Source organism: Sorangium sp. So ce394, assembly GCF_051474665.1.
GTDB lineage: Bacteria > Myxococcota_A > Polyangia > Polyangiales > Polyangiaceae > Sorangium > Sorangium cellulosum_D.
This window is the reverse complement of the sequence record NZ_CP150339.1, coordinates 12,647,216-12,665,210: the sequence shown is the minus strand read 5'-3', so window position 1 is coordinate 12,665,210 and position 17,995 is coordinate 12,647,216. Positions and strand designations below refer to the sequence as shown.

14 protein-coding genes and 1 pseudogene are annotated in these 17,995 nt (G+C 71.8%); 13 read left to right on the top strand and 2 right to left on the bottom strand.

The window, feature by feature from the left end; translation table 11 throughout:
• Positions 1–143: 143 nt before the first annotated feature.
• The 4 genes from WMF33_RS46775 (at position 144) to cysW (ending at position 4,653) form a co-directional block, all read left to right on the top strand.
• Positions 144–1,625, top strand: a complete 1,482-nt coding sequence (locus tag WMF33_RS46775; protein ID WP_437334624.1) for a hypothetical protein — start codon at positions 144–146, stop codon at positions 1,623–1,625.
• Between the two features lie 113 nt (positions 1,626–1,738).
• The gene (locus WMF33_RS46770) at positions 1,739–2,803 is read left to right on the top strand and encodes a sulfate ABC transporter substrate-binding protein (RefSeq protein ID WP_437334623.1); all 1,065 of its coding nucleotides are present in this window, start codon (positions 1,739–1,741) and stop codon (positions 2,801–2,803) included.
• Entirely contained in the window at positions 2,803–3,720 is a 918-nt protein-coding gene (locus tag WMF33_RS46765; RefSeq protein WP_437334622.1) for an ABC transporter permease subunit, read from the top strand. Before WMF33_RS46770 ends, WMF33_RS46765 begins: the two co-directional genes overlap by 1 nt.
• Before the next feature lie 30 nt (positions 3,721–3,750).
• A complete protein-coding gene (gene cysW / locus WMF33_RS46760) occupies positions 3,751–4,653 on the top strand; it encodes a sulfate ABC transporter permease subunit CysW (protein ID WP_437334621.1) in 903 nt (300 codons plus the stop codon).
• A gap of 29 nt (positions 4,654–4,682) precedes the next feature.
• On the opposite strand, the gene WMF33_RS46755 is transcribed toward cysW, so the two are convergent.
• Positions 4,683–7,253 (bottom strand): M1 family metallopeptidase, encoded by a 2,571-nt coding sequence (locus tag WMF33_RS46755; protein WP_437334620.1) that lies wholly within the window; start codon positions 7,251–7,253, stop codon positions 4,683–4,685.
• A 199-nt stretch (positions 7,254–7,452) separates the two neighbouring features.
• Here WMF33_RS46755 and WMF33_RS46750 point away from each other — a divergent pair, with 199 nt between their 5' ends.
• From WMF33_RS46750 to WMF33_RS46730, 5 genes are all read left to right on the top strand, one after another.
• Positions 7,453–9,321 carry a CotH kinase family protein gene (locus WMF33_RS46750; RefSeq protein ID WP_437334619.1) on the top strand — a complete coding sequence of 623 codons (1,869 nt, stop codon included), beginning with the start codon at positions 7,453–7,455 and terminating at the stop codon, positions 9,319–9,321.
• Between the two features lie 135 nt (positions 9,322–9,456).
• Entirely contained in the window at positions 9,457–10,587 is a 1,131-nt protein-coding gene (locus tag WMF33_RS46745; protein ID WP_437334618.1) for a hypothetical protein, read from the top strand.
• A 246-nt stretch (positions 10,588–10,833) separates the two neighbouring features.
• Positions 10,834–12,564 (top strand): amidohydrolase, encoded by a 1,731-nt coding sequence (locus WMF33_RS46740; RefSeq protein WP_437334617.1) that lies wholly within the window; start codon positions 10,834–10,836, stop codon positions 12,562–12,564.
• Positions 12,565–12,670: 106 nt separating this feature from the next.
• On the top strand, positions 12,671–13,327 hold the full coding sequence (locus tag WMF33_RS46735; protein WP_437334616.1) for an HAD family hydrolase: 657 nt from the start codon (positions 12,671–12,673) through the stop codon (positions 13,325–13,327).
• A 45-nt stretch (positions 13,328–13,372) separates the two neighbouring features.
• Positions 13,373–13,756, top strand: coding sequence for a hypothetical protein (locus WMF33_RS46730; RefSeq protein ID WP_437334615.1), 384 nt, complete (start codon positions 13,373–13,375; stop codon positions 13,754–13,756).
• An 18-nt stretch (positions 13,757–13,774) separates the two neighbouring features.
• Here WMF33_RS46730 and WMF33_RS46725 read toward each other — a convergent pair whose 3' ends face one another.
• Positions 13,775–14,638: a DUF899 domain-containing protein gene (locus WMF33_RS46725; RefSeq protein WP_437334614.1), complete on the bottom strand. Its 864-nt coding sequence runs from the start codon at positions 14,636–14,638 to the stop codon at positions 13,775–13,777.
• 350 nt (positions 14,639–14,988) lie between these two features.
• On the opposite strand from WMF33_RS46725, the gene WMF33_RS46720 reads away from it, so the two are divergent.
• The 4 genes and pseudogenes from WMF33_RS46720 to WMF33_RS46705 all read left to right on the top strand — a co-directional run bounded on the left by WMF33_RS46720 (position 14,989) and on the right by WMF33_RS46705 (position 17,855).
• Positions 14,989–15,627, top strand: a complete 639-nt coding sequence (locus WMF33_RS46720) for an OmpA family protein (RefSeq protein WP_437334613.1) — start codon at positions 14,989–14,991, stop codon at positions 15,625–15,627.
• A gap of 51 nt (positions 15,628–15,678) precedes the next feature.
• Positions 15,679–16,068 (top strand): AgmX/PglI C-terminal domain-containing protein, encoded by a 390-nt coding sequence (locus WMF33_RS46715; RefSeq protein WP_044989723.1) that lies wholly within the window; start codon positions 15,679–15,681, stop codon positions 16,066–16,068.
• 61 nt (positions 16,069–16,129) lie between these two features.
• A pseudogene (locus tag WMF33_RS46710) lies at positions 16,130–16,210 on the top strand (hypothetical protein); the annotation flags it as partial.
• Between the two features lie 496 nt (positions 16,211–16,706).
• Positions 16,707–17,855, top strand: a complete 1,149-nt coding sequence (locus tag WMF33_RS46705; protein ID WP_437334612.1) for a hypothetical protein — start codon at positions 16,707–16,709, stop codon at positions 17,853–17,855.
• Positions 17,856–17,995: the final 140 nt, after the last annotated feature.

The following is a 17,995-nucleotide window of genomic DNA, read 5'->3' as shown; positions in this document are numbered from 1 at the left end:
CGCTCCGGCGCGGCGCGATCCAACGCCGGCGGGCGTCCGGATCTTGCCGAAGAGACGCGCTTTGCGCGCGGGCAGCGGCAGCGTAAAAAGCTGTTCCAGGAGCAACCTGCTGCTCCGGGACACCTGCCGCTTCAGGAGCTTCGATGACGTACATGCCTCGCTTGCTGACGAACTCGCTGGCGCTCTTCACGCTCGCGCTCTGCGCCGGCTGCTCGCCCTCCGAGCGGAACTTCGCGACGGGCACAGGCGGTCAAGGCGGCGACGCCGGCCACGGCGGCGCGGGCGGCGCGGGCGCCGGAGGCGGCACGGGCGGCACGGGCGACGCGTGCGCCTCGCCGACCGACTGCCCCGCCGCGGAGAACCAGACGCCGACGTGCGAGGCGGGCGTCTGCGGCGTCGTCTGCGACGCCGGCTTCCTGGACTGCGACACCGCGGCCCCGGGCTGCGAGACGAGCGCGAGCGCCCACGAGCACTGCGGCGCCTGCGGCAACCGCTGCGCGACGGAGTGCGTCAAGGGCGACGAGGGCGCCTTCTGCAACGACCCGGTCGAGATCTCGGCCGGGTTCGCCCACACGTGCGTGCTCCGGCGGGACGGCAGCGTGTGGTGCTGGGGCAGGAACGCGTTCTCCGAGTCGGGGAAGCCGGACAGCGAGCCGGTCGTCCCCGTGCCGGCGCAGGTCGCCCTCCCCGGCAAGGCCATCCATGTGGCGGCGGGCGGCGGGTTCGCGCGCGACGACGACCAGTTCCCTGCCCACTCGTGCGCGATCCTGGAGGACACGACGGTCACCTGCTGGGGGCGCGGCACGCTGGGACAGCTCGGCAACGGCTCGTTCTACGCGGCGAGCGAGCCGGCGCGGGTGCCGAGCCTGATCAACGTCGTGCAGCTCTCGCTCGGCGCGGCGCACTCGTGCGCGGTGAAGACGGGCGACGAGCTCTACTGCTGGGGCGCCGACGACGAGGGCCAGCTCGGCAACGGGGAGTCGCCGCAGACCGGCACCCCGGACTTCATCCAGAGCGACATCCGGCAGGTCTCCGCCGGCCAGGATCACACCTGCGCCATCAAGGCCTCCGACCGAGGCCTCCTCTGCTGGGGCCGGAACTTCGACGGACAGCTCGGCTTCGCCGGGGCCCGCGAGAACGCCACCTCTGCGGTGGAGGTCGCGGCGCCGCTCACCGCGGGGGTCGACGAGGTGGCCGCGGGCGACCGGCACACCTGCGCGCGCAAGGGCGTGGAGGTCTACTGCTTCGGCAACGACTACAACGGCGCGGTGGGCGCCGACCGCTACGGGCCCGTGCCAGAGCCCACGCTCGTCGCCGTGCCTCAGGCCGCGACCATCGACGTCGGCCGCGAGCGGAGCGGCGCGGTGTCCGGCGCCGCGCGGGGCCTCAAGATGTGGGGCGTCGGCGCCCTCGGCCACGGGAAGCCAGGGCTGTCGTCGCAGCCGGTCGACGTGCCCATCGACGGCGTGGCGCAGCTCGCGGCCGGCTATCACCACACGTGCGCGCTGCGGACGACCGGCGAGGTGCTCTGCTGGGGCGAGAACGCCGACGGGCAGCTCGGCGTGGGCCTCGACGTCGTCGAGGAGCAGCTGTCGCCGGTCGCGGTCAGGCTCGCGCCGCCCTGAGCGTGAGCGCCCGGCGGCCGCCGCCCCGCTCCGCCGGAGAGCGCGGGGCGCTCCTCGCGACAAGGGCCCTGTCCGGCGGTAGAGTTGCCGCCCTTTCCACCCAGGATGAGACGATGAAGACAACCTCGCTCCGTTTCGCGCTCGCGCTGGGCGCCCTGCTCCTCTCCGCCGTCGGGTGCGAGGAGAAGAAGACGACGACCGCGGCCGAGGGGAGCGCGGAGGGCCGGGTCGCGAAGCTCTCGGTCGCGTCCTACGACCCCACCCGCGAGCTCTACCAGGAGCTCAATCCCGCGTTCGAGCGGTGGTACAAGCAGAAGACCGGCAGGGACGTCGACGTGGAGACCGATCACGGCCCGTCGGGCAAGCAGGCGCGCGACATCGCCGCCGGCAAGGAGACGGACGTGGCCGCCCTGTCGGTCGACTTCGACGTCGACACGATCGCCAAGGCGGGCCTTTTGCCCGCCTCCTGGCGCGATCGGCTGCCGAACGGCTCGGTGCCGTACACGTCGGCCGTCATCTTCCTGGTCCGCAAGGGCAACCCCAAGCAGGTGAAGGCCTGGGAGGACCTCGCGCGGCCCGAGGTGGTGTCGCTGTGCCCGGATCCGAAGACCGGCGGCGGGGCGCGGTGGATCTACCTGTCGACCTGGGCGCACGCCGCGCGCAAGGCGAAGGCCGAGGGCCGGAACGACGCGGAGGCGGAGGCCGCGGCGCGCGAGTTCACGGCCAAGGTCTACGACGACGCCATCCTCGACCCGGCCATGCGCGGCTCGTCGACCCGCTTCATCGTGCAGCGCACGGGCGACGTCCTCTTCGGCTGGGAGAACGAGATCCTCCAGATCGCCGCCGATCCGGCGACGGCCGACCAGTTCGAGGTCGTCGTCCCCTCGGACTCGATCACGATCGAGGTCCCCCTCGCGGTCGTCGACAAGGTCGCCGAGCGGCACGGCGTCAAGGACATCGCCGAGGCGTACGTGGAGTTCCACTTCTCCGACGAGGGCCAGGAGCTCATCGCGAAGCGCTACAACCGCCCGTACAGCGAGGCGATCGCGAAGAAGCACGCGGACCGGCTGAAGCCCCTCGCGCTGTTCCGGTTCAAGGACCATTTCGCCGACTGGCCGACGGTGATGAGCGTCCATTTCGGCCAGGGGGCCGAGCTCGACAAGATGCGGAAGAAGTGATGTCGCGCGGCGCGCGCGTGCTCCCCGGGTTCTCGCTCTCCCTGGGCGTCGCGGTGCTCTACCTGAGCCTCGTCGTCCTCCTGCCGCTCTCCGCCCTGTTCCTGAAGACGGCGGAGCTCGGGTGGGGTCGCTTCTTCGCGGTGATCACGAGCGGCTGGGTCGCCGCGGCCGTCCGGTTCACGCTGGGCGCCTCGATCGCCGCGGCGCTCCTCAACGTCGTCGTGGGCCTGCTCATCGCGTGGGTGCTCGGCCGGTACACCTTCCCGTTCGCGCGCGTCATCGACGCGGTGATCGACCTGCCGTTCGCGCTCCCCACGGCCGTGGCCGGGATCGCGCTCTCCACGCTGTACGCCGAGGGCGGTTTGCTCGGCGGGGCGCTCTCCAGCGTGGGTTTCCGGTACCCGTGGCCCGTCTGGCGCGGGTTCGCGGCCGGGTGGCGCGAATCGCCGATCGCGTGGACGGTGTACGACCGGATCTCCCTGGCGCCGCTCGGCGTGGTGATCGCGATGGCCTTCGTCGGCCTGCCGTTCGTCGTGCGCACGGTGCAGCCGGTGATCGAGGACCTGAGCCGCGATGTCGAGGAGGCGGCGGCGACGCTCGGCGCCAGCCGATTCCAGATCTTCCGCGCCGTCGTCCTGCCGGAGCTCGCGCCGGCGCTCCTCACCGGGTTCGCGCTGGCGCTCGCGCGCGGCCTCGGCGAGTACGGGTCGGTGATCTTCATCTCGGGCAACCGGCCGGACACCGAGATCGCGTCCCAGGTGATCATCAAGATGATCGAGGTGAACGAGACGGGCACCTACGCCGACGCGACGGCGGTCGCGGTCCTCCTGCTCGCGGCGTCGTTCGCGCTCCTCCTCGCGATCAACCTGCTCCAGCGCGCCGCCTCGCGCGGCCACGCGGGCAGGGCGGCGGGCTGACGCCCGCGGCCGGTGGACTCGAGTCGCGCGATGCTCGCCCCCCGCCCCCAGACAGGCCGCGAGGACACCGCCGGTGGCCGCGGAGCGCGCCGGCTGCTGATCGGCCTGTGCGCGCTGCTCGTCGGCGTGTTCCTGGTCCTGCCGCTCGGGGTGGTGTTCTGGCACGCCTTCAGCGAGGGCCTGAGCGCCTATGGACAGGCGGTCTTCGACCGCGCGACGTTCCGCGCGGCGGCGCTCACGCTCCTCACCACAGCCGTCGCGGTGCCGCTCAACACGCTGTTCGGCGTCGCGGCGGCGTGGGCCATCACCAAGTTCGAGTTCCGGGGCAGGAGCCTGCTCGTCACCCTGATCGATCTGCCGTTCTCGATCTCGCCGGTGGTCGCTGGGCTGTGCTTCGTCCTGCTCTTCGGGGCCAACGGGTTCTTCGGGGCGTTCGTGAACCGGACCTACACGGTGAGCCTCGGGTTCGCGAGCCTCGACGTCTCCACCCGGGTCATCTTCGCCTTGCCCGGCATCGTGCTCGCCACGGTGTTCATCACCTTCCCGTTCGTCGCGCGCGAGCTCATCCCGCTGATGCAGGCCCAGGGGAGCGAGGAGGAGCAGGTGGCCCGCGTCCTCGGCGCGAACGGGTGGCAGATCTTCTGGCGCGTCACGCTGCCCAACATCCGGTGGGGCCTCCTGTATGGCGTCATCCTCTGCACCGCCCGGGCGATGGGCGAGTTCGGCGCCGTGTACGTGGTCTCCGCGGGCTCGTCGGATCAGGTGACGCTGCCGCTCCACGTCGAGCGCGTCTATTACGCCAACATGGTCCGCGTCATGCCCGCGTTCGCCGTCGCCAGCCTCCTCGCCGGCGTTTCGGTGATCACGCTGGCCGTCAAGGCGGCGGTGGAGTGGCGGTTCAAGGGCGAGCTGAAGAAGAAGGACGGCGGATAGATCGGAGTTGCCGAGGCGCGGAGTCGCCCTCAGCAGCGGGCGAGGTCCTCGAGCATCTCGACGGCTTCGGGGGAGAGCTCCACGCCGTCGAGGCCGCTGACGAACTCGCTCCACGCGGCGGCGTCGCCCTGCGTCAGCGCGAAGGCGACGCACACCACCCATCCATCGAACGGCGTCGTCGACGCCGTGCGCAGCTGCTGGCTCAGGGCGGCCAGGGCCTCCGCGTTCTCCGCCGCGGTGGGCGCCATCGTGCGGCTCAGCCCTGTGAGCGCCTCGGAGAGGAGATCGGGCACCTCCGTGGACGCGACGATCTCGGAGAAGAATGCGCGGAAGGCGGGGAAATCCTCCGGCGGAGCGCGATCGGCCTCGGTGCGGATCCGGGTCGTGGCGAGCGAGCGCGCGCGCAGCGAGCTGGACTGCCTGGCGACGTTCCCCCAGGACGACAGCACCGTTTCGAGCGGCAGGTCGAAGTTGTACAGGAACCGCAGGTGCGCGTCGGAGAGATCGCCGGCCGGGGGCCCCGCCGCGAGCGCCGACCACTCGTCCGCGTAGAGCGCCAGCACATCGACGACCTCACCGCACGCCCCGTACTCCAGCCATGGCGTGAACTCGGTCCACCGCGCGTAGGGAGGCCCCGCGAGCAGCGGCGCGAGCGCGCTCGACCACGCCGCCCGCAGCGCTGGATCCAGCGCCGGATCCGCGGCCCGAATGCACGCCACCCAGACCGCCATGGCCTTGGCGTCCTCAGCGTCGAGGCCGTCGAGGAAGGCCGCGAACGCGTCCGGGGTCACGGGCTCCGGCAAGCCGGCGCCGAGGACGGCCGTCTGGTGGACGCCCCCGGCCTCGAGGAGGCGCGCGACCTGCGAGGGGCTCGTGGGAACGCGAAACGAGGAGAGGCGCGCCGGGAGGTCGTCCGGTTGCAGGCTGAAATCGACCAGGTGGTGCCAGGAGACGTGGCGGTCGAGCGGGTCGAGGATCAGCAGCTCGCCCTCCCGCTGCGGGGCGACGTCCACGCCCTGGTCGACTTCGAGCACCTGCGAGCGCGTCGTGCCGTCGTCCGCGATCCAGAGGAGATCGATCGGCGCAACCAGCGCCCCATCCGGATCGCGCAACGTCACGAGCACGCCGCCGGAGGGCGACCGCCCGAGATCGAGGTGCGGGAGCGCGCTGGCCCGGACCGCCCGCCGCGCGCGGGCGGCCGCGTCGGGGCCGAGGGGCCCCGCGAAGGCGTCGAGGAACTCGTCCGTACCGATGGCGCCGAAGCGGTGGTCGTCGAGGACGTCGCGCAGCGTGCCCCAGAAAGCCTCCTCCCCGACGAGGCTCCGGATCTGGGTGAGCAGCCACGCAGCGCGGCCGTAGGGCCCGGACGTGTACTTATCGGCGGGAGCGCGGTCCGGATCCACGATGGGGTTGTGCGACCCGGCCGAGAAGGAGTCGCCGTTCAGCGTTCCCTCGCCGCTCTCATCCAGGTAGACGCGCGCGCCCTCGCTGGCGAGCAGCGTCGCCATGCCCTCCTTGATCCACAGGTCGTCCCAGCTCTTGACCGTCACGAGGTCGCCGAACCACTGGTGGCCGATCTCGTGGATCGTGAGCTTCAGGTCTTCGTAGATCGTCGGAGCGGTGCTCCCGATCTCCCCCTGGAAGCTGATGCCGAGGTTCTCGATGCCCCCGCCGAACTCCGGCACGAGCACCACCGCGTACTTCTCGAAGGGATAGGGCACGAGCAGCTCCTCGAAGAGGCCGATCGAGCGGACCACCTCGTCGAGCAGGCGGCCGTAGTCGCCCGGGACGCCGCGCCGGTGCCAGACCGAGACGGGGAGGCTCCCCTTCATCGTGCCCTCCACCTCGAAATCGCCGATGGCGAAGGCCATGAGGTAGGTCGGCACCGTGTAGTCCGTCGCGTACTTCATGCGACGGCCGGACGCGCCCTGCTCGTCGGAGACGAGCGCGCCGTTCGCGATCATCGTCTCGTGCGCGTCCATCGCGAGGTCGATGGAAAAGACGGCGCGGTCCTCGGGCGTGTTGTGGCACGGCAGCCAGAGCGCGGCGTTGAGCGGCTCCGAGATGGTGTAGACCACGCGCGACGCGGCGGGGTCCCCCCAGCGGGCGGGGATCGCGCGGAGCGCCTCGCTCTCGGCGGCCTCGTAGTCGATCTCGAGCGTGATCGCCTGGTCCGCCGCGATGCCGGGCACGCGCGAGACGTCGATGCGGAGCGCCCCGGGCTCGGCGTCGACCGCGTAGGGCAGGTCGGCGCCGCCGGCCAGCCGGACCGCCTTGACCTCGGCCACCGCGCTGTCGAGGCGCAGAGAGCGCAGGCCGTCGTCGCCTGGCAGGAGCGTCATCGCGACCGTCGCGACCAGCCGCCCCCGGCTCCAGTCGAACTCTCCCGTCACCGCGTAGCGCTGGACGTCGATCGCCGCGCCCGCCGGCGGCTCGGGCTCGGGCGGCGGCCCGGTGTCGGTCGGCGGCTGCTGCGTGCCGTCGGGCGGCGATTGGCCTGGAGCGACGGGATCGGCGCCGGAGCACGCGGCCGCGAACGACGCCAGGAGGACGGCGGCGAGCCGCGCCCCCGGGCGGACAAAGGATCTGGCAAGGTCCATTCGAACACCTCGATGGAGGAAGAAGAAGCCGTGGCCCTCCGTCGATTGGCTCCCCTCCCCGCCGGTTTCGTGCTCCTCGCCGGGAGAGGGCCGATGTAGGGCGCGACGCACCGCGTTTGGAGGCTCGTGGACCCCGGCTCGACGCGCTGACTCGAGGAGACGTGCAAGGACCGAGCAACGCATGTAGAAGAGAATGACCGTGAGAAAGTCATTTTCGCCCTCCTGGAGCTGGCCCGGTCCGCTCGCGATGTCGATTGCGCTGCTCGTCGCCTGCGGCGACGCCGCGGTGGGTCCCCGGCCGGACGGCAGCAGCGCGGTCAGCGCAGGCGCAGGCGCGGGCGGCTCCGGCGGCGACGCAGGGGCCGCGGGCGCCGGCGGGCTCGGCGGCGCGGGCGGTGGGACCGGCGGCGCGGGCGGCGCCGGCGGGGAGGAGCCGCCGCCGCCCGACCCGGCAGCGCCGCTCTTCGCCGGAACGAGCATCCCGCGGTTCGAGATCGAGCTGTCGCAGGTGTCGATCGATCGGCTCGACGCCGCGCCCGAGGACTACGTCCCCGGGGAGCTCACGGTGACCCTGGACGGCGAGGTGATCGAGCTCGCCGACATCGGCGTGCGGCTCAAGGGCGTCCACGGCTCGTTCCGGACCCTGGACCAGAAGGCCGCATTCCTGCTGAAATTCGACGAGTTCACCGACGATCAGACGCTGCTCGGGGTGGAGAAGCTCGCGCTCAACAACATGGTCCAGGACCCGAGCATGATCCACGAGCGCCTCGCCTACGCGCTGTTCCGCGCGGTGGACGTGCCCGCGCCGCGCTCGGCCCACGCGACGGTCTGGGTGAACGGCTCGCTCTACGGCCTGTATGCCACCGTCGAGACGGCGGATAACCCTCGCTTTCTCGATCGATGGTTCGGCGGCCACAAGAGCAGCCTGTACGAGGGGGCTTACGGGAGCGATCTCGAGCGCTCGAGCGTCGCGACCTTCGACCAGGACAACGGCGACGACGTCGGGTTCGCCGATCTCGTGGAGCTCGTGGAGGCGCTCGACGAGATGGAGAGCCCGGACACGTTCCTCGCCGAGGCGTCGCGGCGCATCGACATGGAGCGCTACCTCGCGTTCGCGGCCGCGGAGACCTTCATCGGCCACTGGGACGGTTATGCCTGGTATCGCAACAACTACTTCATCGCGCGACGCCCGGACGACGGCCGCTGGACCTTCTTGCCGTGGGGCGTCGACCAGACCTTCTCGGACCCGCTTTATCCCTTCGGCGGCGAGGCCCGACTCCAGCGGATGTGCACCGCCTCGCCGCCGTGCCTGCAGGCGCTCGCCGCGGCGTTCGAGCGCGTCCTCGAGCGCGCGTCGGCGCTCGACCTCGTGAGCGACGCCGAGGCGGCGCGCGACCTCATCTGGGACGACGTGCTCGCGGATCCGCGCCGGGAGGTGAGCTCCGACGTCGTCGCCGCGCAGATCGACGCCACCATCGCCTTCCTGAACGCCCGTCCTGCCGACGTGCGGGCGTCGCTCGCCTGCGCGGACCCCTCGGGCCTCGACGCGGACGGCGACCTCTCGTCCGGCTGCGGGGAAGACTGCGACGACGGCGATGCCTCGGTGCACCCGGGCGCCCCCGAGCTGTGCGACCTGATCGACAACAACTGCGATGGGCGCGTGGACGACGACCCGTCGTGCCCGCCTTGCGGCGTGCTGGCGCTCCCGGAGGGCGGCTCCCTGGCGCTCTGCTTCGCGCCCGCGACATGGGAGGACGCGGAGCTCGACTGCGTCGCGCAGGGCGGGCACCTCGTGTCCATCCACGACGCGGAGACGCAGGATCTCGTGGTCTCCATCGCCGACGCGATCCAGCCGGGCGACTACTGGATCGGGCTCACCGACGCGGAGTCCGAGGGAGACTTCGCGTGGACCGACGGCACACCGTACGACGACGAGCGCTGGGCCGGCGGCGAGCCGAACAACGCCGGCGACGGAGAGAACTGCGTGGAGCTGGCGAGCTGGGCCAGCGGGCTGTGGAACGACATGCCCTGCGACGCCGAGCTGCCCTACGTGTGCAGGCTGCCTTGACGGGGTACCCCGGCTGAATCCGCCGAATTTTTGCCGGGATCGAGGCCGATCCGAGGCGCTCTCCGGCCCTGCGCTCCGCGTTGGCGCCGCATTTCGAGCGACCGCCTGCGCGTGAGGTGCGGATAGCATGGAGGGATGAGGCACCCTCTGAGATTCGCGCTGACGATCTCCCTGATCCTCGCCGGCTGCGACGGCCCGCCGAACGCCGCCAGCGATGCAGGCTCATCGGCGGACGCATCCCCGCCGCCGGCGGACGGCGGCAGCGAGGACGGCGGCGAGACCGGCGAGGACGCATCGGCGCCGCCGCCCGGCGACACGCTGAGCGCGCGCTATCCGGACGACGTGGGGATCGGGGGCGACCCGGCCGTGCTCTTCCACGACGACTTCGAGGCAGGGTGGGGGCGCTGGGACGGGCCCACCGCCGACACGCGCACCCTGCACATCGAGGCCGACCCGGCCACGGCTCATGGTGGACGGGGCTATCTCCGCTCGACCGTGACGACCGCCGATCTCGAGGAGGACACGTACGTCTCCTCGTCCACGTGGGTCACCCACGAGCGCGCCGAAGCGATCTACTGGCGGTTCCACGTGCGATTCCCCGAGCTCGCCCCGAACCCGCACCACTGGGTGCGCATGGCGGCGGGCGTCGAGGGGTGGGACGCGAGCGGCCTCGCGAACACGGTGCCGCCCGGAGACGAGGGGTTCTGGTTCGACTTCGACACGAACACCGACGACGTCTTCAACTTCTACGTCTACTGGCACAAGATGCGCTCAGGCCGCTGCAACGACGGGACCGCCGCGCCCGGCTGCGCGGGCGATCAAGGCAGCACGTACTATTACGGCAACGTCTTCCAGCCGCCGGGTCAGGCGCCGTTCCCGCGCGACCGCTGGTTCTGCGTCGAGATGCACGCGCGCGCGAACACGGTCGGCGAGAGCGACGGCGCGCTCGCGTTCTGGATCGACGACGTAGCGGTCGGCGACTATCGCCCTGGCCACCCCGAGGGCACCTGGCTCCGCGCCGAGTTCCACACGGGGGGGTGCGATTTCAGCGCGTGCACGCCGCCCGGCCCGTTCGAGGGCTTCGAGTTCCGCTCGAGCAGCGACGTGCGCTTCAAGAGCTTCATGCTCGACGCGTACTACGAGCGCGACTCCGACGCGCGCCGGCGGGCGGAGATGGAGGAGCGCGGGCTGACGGTCTCCGACGCGCGCACCATCCTGTACGACGACGTCGTCGTCGCGACCGAGCGCATCGGCTGCCGTCGCTGAGGCGCGCTCCGGCCCCCGGCGCTCTGCGCGATCTCCCCCGGTCGTCCCGCGGTGCTCGTAGACATCACGAGCAGCGCCACCGAGGGCAGGAGTGGCAGTGAGCCTACGATACCTTGCGCCGCGCCACAGCTTCCGCATGTGTCCTGCGCCGTCCGGGCATTCTCTCTCTCACCTGGTCCGTGGGTGCGCCGGGGGCGCATGCCCGGTGCCCGTTGCGCGCCCCGCGCGGGTGCTAGGGTGGCGCCCATGTCGAACGCGCTCCGAGCGGCGCTCCTGAGCCTCGTCGGCAGCCTCGCCCTCGGCTGCGCCTCGCCGGGCCCGCCCGCCCCGGGCCCGCCCGCCAGGGCGGCGGCGCCAGGGGCGCCCGCCGATCTCGTGATCACCGCCGGCGTCGTCCGGACCCTGGACCCCAGGAGCCCGCTCGCCGAGGCGGTCGCCGTGCGCGGCGAGCGGATCGTCTTCGTGGGCAGCGCGGCCGACGCGAGGGCCTTCGTCGGACCGGCGACGCGCGTCGTGGAGCTGCCGGGGCGCGCGGTCGTGCCCGGGCTCGTCGACGGGCACGCGCACCTCTACGGGCTCGGCGTCGCGCTGGAGACGCCGAGCGTGCGCGGCGCGAGGAGCGCGGAGGCGGCGGCGGCGGTCGTCGCCGAGGCGGCGAAGGCCCGCCCGAGGGGCGAGTGGATCACCGGGCGCGGCTGGGACCAGAACCTCTGGCCGGGCGCGGCGTTCCCCACGCACGCCCCGCTCGACGCCGCGGCGCCGGAGCACCCGGTGGCGTTGCGCCGCGTCGACGGGCACGCGCTCTGGGCCAACGCGGCGGCGATGCGCGCCGCCGGGGTCGGCAGGGGCGCGCAGGATCCGCCGGGCGGGCGCATCCTGCGCGACGCGGCGGGCGAGCCGACGGGCGTCTTCATCGACAGCGCGATGGACCTCGTCGAGGCCAAGATCCCGGCCGATCCGCCCGCCGTGCGCGAGCGGCGCATCCTGCGCGCCGCCGAGGAGGCGCTCTCGTCCGGGCTCACGGGCGTGCACGAGATGGGCATCGACGACGAGACCGTGGCGGTCTACCGCGCGCTCGCCGCCGCCGGGCGGCTGCCGATCCGCGTCTATGCATACCTCGCGGGCGCGGGGCGGCTCGAGGGGCTGAGGGGGCGCGCGCCCGACGCGGACGCGGCGGGCACGGCGATGTTCGTGCTGCGCGGGGTCAAGCTCTTCGCCGACGGCGCGCTCGGCTCGCGCGGCGCGGCGCTCCTGGAGCCGTACGCGGACGAGCCCTCGACGAGCGGCCTCCTGCTGATGGATCGCGAGGCGCTCGCGCGCGCGGCGCGGCTCGTCGCCGACGCGGGCTTCCAGCTCGCGGTGCACGCCATCGGCGACCGCGCGAACCGCGCCGTGCTCGACGCGTTCGAGGCGCTCGGCCCGGGGCGGGCGGCGGCGCTCCGGTTCCGGGTGGAGCACGCGCAGATCGTCTCGCCCGACGATCTGCCGCGCTTCGCGGCGCTCGGCGCGATCGCGTCGGTGCAGCCGACGCACGCGACGAGCGACATGCCGTGGGCGCCCGCGCGGCTCGGCGCCCGCCGCCTGAAGGGCGCGTACGCCTTCCGGTCGCTGCTCGCGTCGGGCGCGCGCGTCGTGTTCGGCTCGGATTTCCCGGTGGAGGAGCCCTCGCCGCTGCTCGGCATCTACGCGGCCGTGACCCGGCAGGATCTCTCGGGACAGCCCCCGGGCGGGTGGATGCCCGAGGAGCGGCTCGACCTCGACGAGGCGCTCCTGGCCTTCACCGCGGCGCCCGCGTACGCGGCCTGGGCCGAGGGCCAGCGGGGCCGGATCGCGGAGGGCTTCGTGGCCGATCTGACGGTCCTCGGCCGGGATCTCTCGCCCGATCGCTCGCTCGTCGACACGCCGATCGACATGGTGGTCGTGGGCGGCCGCGTGGCGCGCGCGCCGCGCGATGAGGGTGCGGCGCGCGCGCCATGAGGGCGTGCGCCTCCGCGGAGCACGGCTCCGCCGGCCGGGCGGCCGGGCTCGCCGTTGCGGCCTGCGGCCGCGCTCGCCTACGCTCGCGCGCGAGGGAACCTGCGGGATGATCCACGCCGTCCTCTTCGATCTGGACAACTGCCTGAGCGCGGCGGACGAGGTGGGGAGAGAGCTCCTCGATCCGGTGTTCGCGGCCATCCGGCAGGCGAACCGGGGCGAGCTCTCCGAGGAGGCGCTCGAGCGGGCATTCTCGGACTGCTGGCGCCACGCGCTCGATTACGTCGCCCGGGAGCACGGCTTCTCCGCGGAGATGCTCGCGGCCGGCTGGGCGGCGTGCGCCCGGCTGGAGGTGAGGGCGCCGATGCGCGGCTACCCCGACCTCGGCGCGCTCGCCGAGCTGCCTGCCCTGCTCTTCCTGGTGACGTCCGGCTTTCGACGGCTCCAGGAGAGCAAGATCAGGGCGCTCGGCATCGAACGGCTCTTCGCGGGGATCCACGTCGACGCGATCGATGAGCCGGGCAGGAAGGGGAAGCAGGGGATCTTCGAGGAGATCTTGCGCGCTCGCCGCCTCGACCCCAGGGAGGTGCTCGTGGTCGGCGACAACCTGGAGTCGGAGATCGAGGCCGGAAACCGGCTCGGGATCAGGACGGTGCAGATCCTGCGGCCGGGCGTGCCACGGGGCGAGGGCGCGACGTACACCGTCCGCGGCCTGGATGAGCTGAAGGCGCTCGTGACGCGCGAGAACGGAGGGCGAGCTCCGTGAAGCGCGAGCGGGCCGCCGAGCGCGTGCGAGCGTAGGATCGGGCGCATGATCGCACGCTACCAGATCGTCCGCGGGCGCCGTCGCGACGGCGATCCGCTGCCAGAAGGCAAGCGGTACGATACGCGCAAACACACGCAGCACGTCCTGAGGCCCACCCCGGAGATCGTCGAAGCGTTCCTGTCCGACCCGTCGCAAGCGGGCTTCGAGCGGTTCCGCGCCGCCTACATCGCGGTGCTCGATCAGCGGTTTGCGGAGCAAGCGTCGCGCTTCGACGCGCTGGCGCAGGAGGCCCGGCAGGGCGACGTCTTCCTCGGCTGCAACTGCCCCACGGCGCGCCAACCCGACGTTCGGCGCTGTCACACGTCGCTGGCGCTGGAGTACCTCGCCCGCAAGTACCCGGACCTGGACGTGAGGTTCGCAGCGCGGTGAGGGGTCATCCGGCGCGGCTCAGCGCAGCCGAGAGCAGCAGTCGTCGGCGTCGGGGGCCGCGGGCGCGGGCCGCGCGCCGCTCGAGTCGGACAGATCCTCCTGCTCGTCGGGGTAGCGGATGCGCTCGTCGCCGGCCTTGGCGCCCTGCCCGGCGCTCCGCCCCTTGGGCTCTTCCCAGTCCTCCTGGCGCCCGAGCGCGGTCAGGTCGAGGAAGTAATACGAGCCGCCCGTCGACTCCGTGCCGCGCCCGTAGGTCGAGTAGGTGTGGTACACGCGCTCGCCGTCGCGCAGGAAGCAGCTCAGCCCGTGCAGGTCGAAGGGCTGCTTGCCGCCCAGATAATAAGCGGAGCCCGCCTGCTCGTGCTCGGCGGGGGTACGGTAGTTGTACTCCACCGGCGCGACCGACTCGTCGAGCGTGACGTGGTAGTCGTAGTTGAAGCGGCTGCCTTCCGACGAGTACCAGGGTACCGGCCAGCCCATGCGCGCCTTGAACGGCGCGATCTTCTCCCACGGAGCGCGCGAGATGAACGCGAACGTGGTGTCGACATGGTGCCAGTGCCGCAGGTGGCCCTTCGAGATCTGATCGGCGAAGCCCGAGCAGCTCGGGCAGCCGCGGTCCTTGGGTTTGCCGTCCTCGAACAGCCACATGAAGTGATAAACGATGAGCTGCTGCCGGCCCTCGAACAGGTCGAGCAGGCGCAGCCTGCCGTGCTGCCCCGAGAACTCGTACGGCTCGGTCACCTCGACCATCGGCAGGCGCCGGCGATCCGCGTTGAGCTGGTCGCGCGCTCGCGTCAGCTCCTTCTCACGGGTAAGCAGCGCCTTGCGCTCCTCCAGCCACTCGGCGCGCGAGACGACGCGCGGTAGTTCGATCCGGGTCATGGGTACGTCTCCAGGGTCATCGGGAATGGGCCTCGCCCGGTGCGGGCGCTGCCCGGGGACGGGCTCGGAGCATGGACCGCCGGAGCGCGCGGATCTCATCGGCGCGTGGGTCGAAAAAGCGACGATGAATCGCCCGTCACGCATATGGCACGCCGATTGCGTGGTGCGCCGGCGCGAGCCGTTCTGGTGAAAATCCGGGCTAGCTCGCGGCGCCTGATCTGGGCTAGGGTGCGAGGCATGGAGCTCGCCCGCGAGCCGACCTTACCTCTATCCGGGGTGTTCGTCGTGCTCGCGCTGAGCGCGCCGCCCAGCGACCTGGGCCCGTGACAGCGGCCCTTGGAGTCTCGATCATGAACGAACTCTCCGACAACCAAAGCGCGAGGCGCCATCCGCGCCCTCGCTCCTGGCCCGGCGCCCATCGCGTGTCGCGGCGCCCCGCGGGCCTCGGGCCTCGGCTCGCCCTTGCCTTGCTCGTGGGCGTGGGCCTCGGCTCGGCGGCCTGCGGCGGCGTCACCGCGTTCGAAGGGGGGCGGGCGTTCGCCATCGCGGGCACGCCCCCGCCGCCCCCGCCCCCGCCCCCGCCCGAGAAGAAGCGCGTGGAGGTGACGGAGAAGCAGATCGTCATCAACGAGAAGATCCTCTTCGAGCACGACAAGGCGGTGATCCGGACGGAGTCGCACAGCCTGCTCAACGAGGTCGTCGACACGATCAAGAAGCACCCGCACATCAAGAAGATCGCCATCGAGGGGCACGCGAGCTCCGATGGCGCGGACGAGCACAACCTGAAGCTCTCGGATCGCCGCGCGAAGGCGGTGATGGAGTACCTCGTCCAGCACGGGATCCCTCAGGGCATGCTCACCGCCAAGGGCTTCGGCGAGACCAAGCCCATCGCGGACAACGAGTCGGAGGAGGGGCGTGAGAAGAACCGCCGGGTCGAGTTCAACATCGTCGAGCAGGACACCGCGAAGCCCGCGGCGGAGGGGCAGTAGATGCTGATCCGGGGTCGATCCACGAACGCTGCTCCCGGCAAGGAGGCGCGCATGAAGCATTGGCTCTTGGGTGTTGTCGTTCTGGCCTCGTCGGGCGCGTCCACGGGGTGCTCCTTCGCGCTGCGGAGCCCGGAGATGTACCGGGACGACACGGCCGCGCTGCTCGCGACGAGAGAGGAGCAGATCCGCGCGTGCTACGACGCGGAGCTCGCCCGGAATCCCGGCGCGGAGGGCAAGGTCACCGTCAGCTTTCTCGTGCTCGAGGACAGCGGCCGCCTCGTGGACATCGTCGTCGAGCCGGAGGGCACCACCGCCTCGAAGGAGGTGGCGAGCTGCGTCGTCGACTCGATCGAGGGGCTCGTCCTGACGCCGGCGGATGAGAACAAGGGCAAGGGGAAGTTCGTCTGGGAGTTCACGCCGCCCCGGACGCCGAAAGCGTAGCGCGGGTTTCGGCGGGGACTGGGGCACCGCCCTCGGTCGCTCGCCGCTTCCATCCGCCCTCCGCCCGCTCTCATCCGTCTTCCGTCTTCCCTCTTCCGTCTTCCCTCTTCCGTCTTCCCTCTTCCGTCTTCCCTCTTCCGTGCGCGTGCGCGTGCGCGATTCGGCCGGAGTCAGCGCGCACGCGCACGCGCACGAAGGACGAGCACGGAAGAGGGGAGACGGGAGATGGGAGACGGGAGACGGGAGACGAGAGACGAGCCACGAGAGACGAGCCACGGACGACGTCTCCATGACGCCCGAGCCAAAACCGCTCTAGCCCCCAGCGGCGGGGTCACACCGCACCACGGCGGGGCGCCGCGGAACGGGTCCGCGACAGTGTCACTCGGCCGCGACGCGAGCTGTCACGCGCGCGCGACAGCGCCGCCGGGTCCCCCTCGTGACAAGCCGGGCCGCTCGACGCCGCGGGCCTGACGCTCAAGGCCAGATCGCCGTCGATCAACGCACCTCGCGACGCCGGACAGGAGGCTTGCCCAGCGCGGGTCTCGCCGTGCGGCGCTCGCGGCATGCGCGTTGCAGTCGCCCTTCTGCGATCACACAACGATCGCTGTCAACGTCGGAATCGAGGAAGGGGACTGATCATGAAAAGCAAGGCTCTGCTCGTGGGCTCGCTCGTCGCCGGCATCATGAGCGCAGGTTGCGGTGAAGCTCACGATGGGACCGAGGAGGGCGAGGTGGACTCCGCCCAGCAGGCGCTCATCTCTCGCACCTGGGCGTATGCCTGGGCGCAGCAGGCGACGGGCTCGTTCACCGCGAGCTCGAGCTACTCGCGGAGCTCCTCCGGAGACCTCTTCGGGCAGGGCGTGGACAACACCGTCACGCAGCTCGGCACCGGGCGGTATCGCGCGCGGTTTCCAGGCATCGGCGCGGATGCCGGCGGCAACGTCCAGGTCACGGCCTACGGTCCGGGCTCCGAGCGCTGCAAGGTCGAGGGCTGGAACGCAAGCGGCGATGCCGTCGACGTTCGCGTCAATTGCTTCACCGCCGGCGGCGCGCCGGTCGACACCCTCTTCAGCATCGCGTATGTCCGCAAGTCGGGCACAGGGCCCTCGCACGAGGCGTACGTCTGGGCGGACAACCCGACGGCGCCGGCGTACACGCCGAACCTGACGTACCAGTTCAACTCGAGCGGCGAGAGCAACACGATCGAGCGCCAGGGCGTGGGCCGCTACGCCGTCACCCTGCCGTCGCAGACCGCGGTCGGCGGGACGGTGGAGGTCACGGCCTACGGCCCGGGAAGCGAGCACTGCAAGGTCAGCAGCTGGGCGCAGTCCGGAGACGACGCCGTGGTCTACGTGCGATGCTTCGATAGCTCGGGCGCCCCGTCGGACGGGCGTTTCACCCTGAACTTCGGCCGATCGACGCAGGTCAACGGCGCGCTGTCGTACAGCTACGCCTGGGCGCACGACGCCACGGCCGCGGCGTACACGCCGAGCCTCTCCTATCAGAAAGGCTACATCGCGGGCGACGTGGGTGACGTCACAACCGACATCACCGCCGGGCGCACGTCCGCAGGCCGCTATGTCGTCAACCTCCCCGGCATGGCGGCGACCGGCTCGAACGTGCAGGTCACGGCCTACGGCGCCGGCTCGGAGCACTGCAAGGTCGTCAGCTGGTCCGGTGACGCCGCGGAGACGCAGGCCTACGTCGCCTGCTTCGACGCCAGCGGCGCCGCGGCGGACGCGCGCTTCGTCATCGTGTTCACGGACACCAAGACCCTCTTCTTGTGAGGATGTCAAGGGCGGGCGAGCGCGCCCGGTGAGCGAAACGTCGACTGCATCCGTCGACCCCGAGCCGAGATCGCCACGCGGGACCACAGGCATCGCTCGGGCGGGCGCGAGGGGCTGGAGGCGACGCCGGACATGGTCTA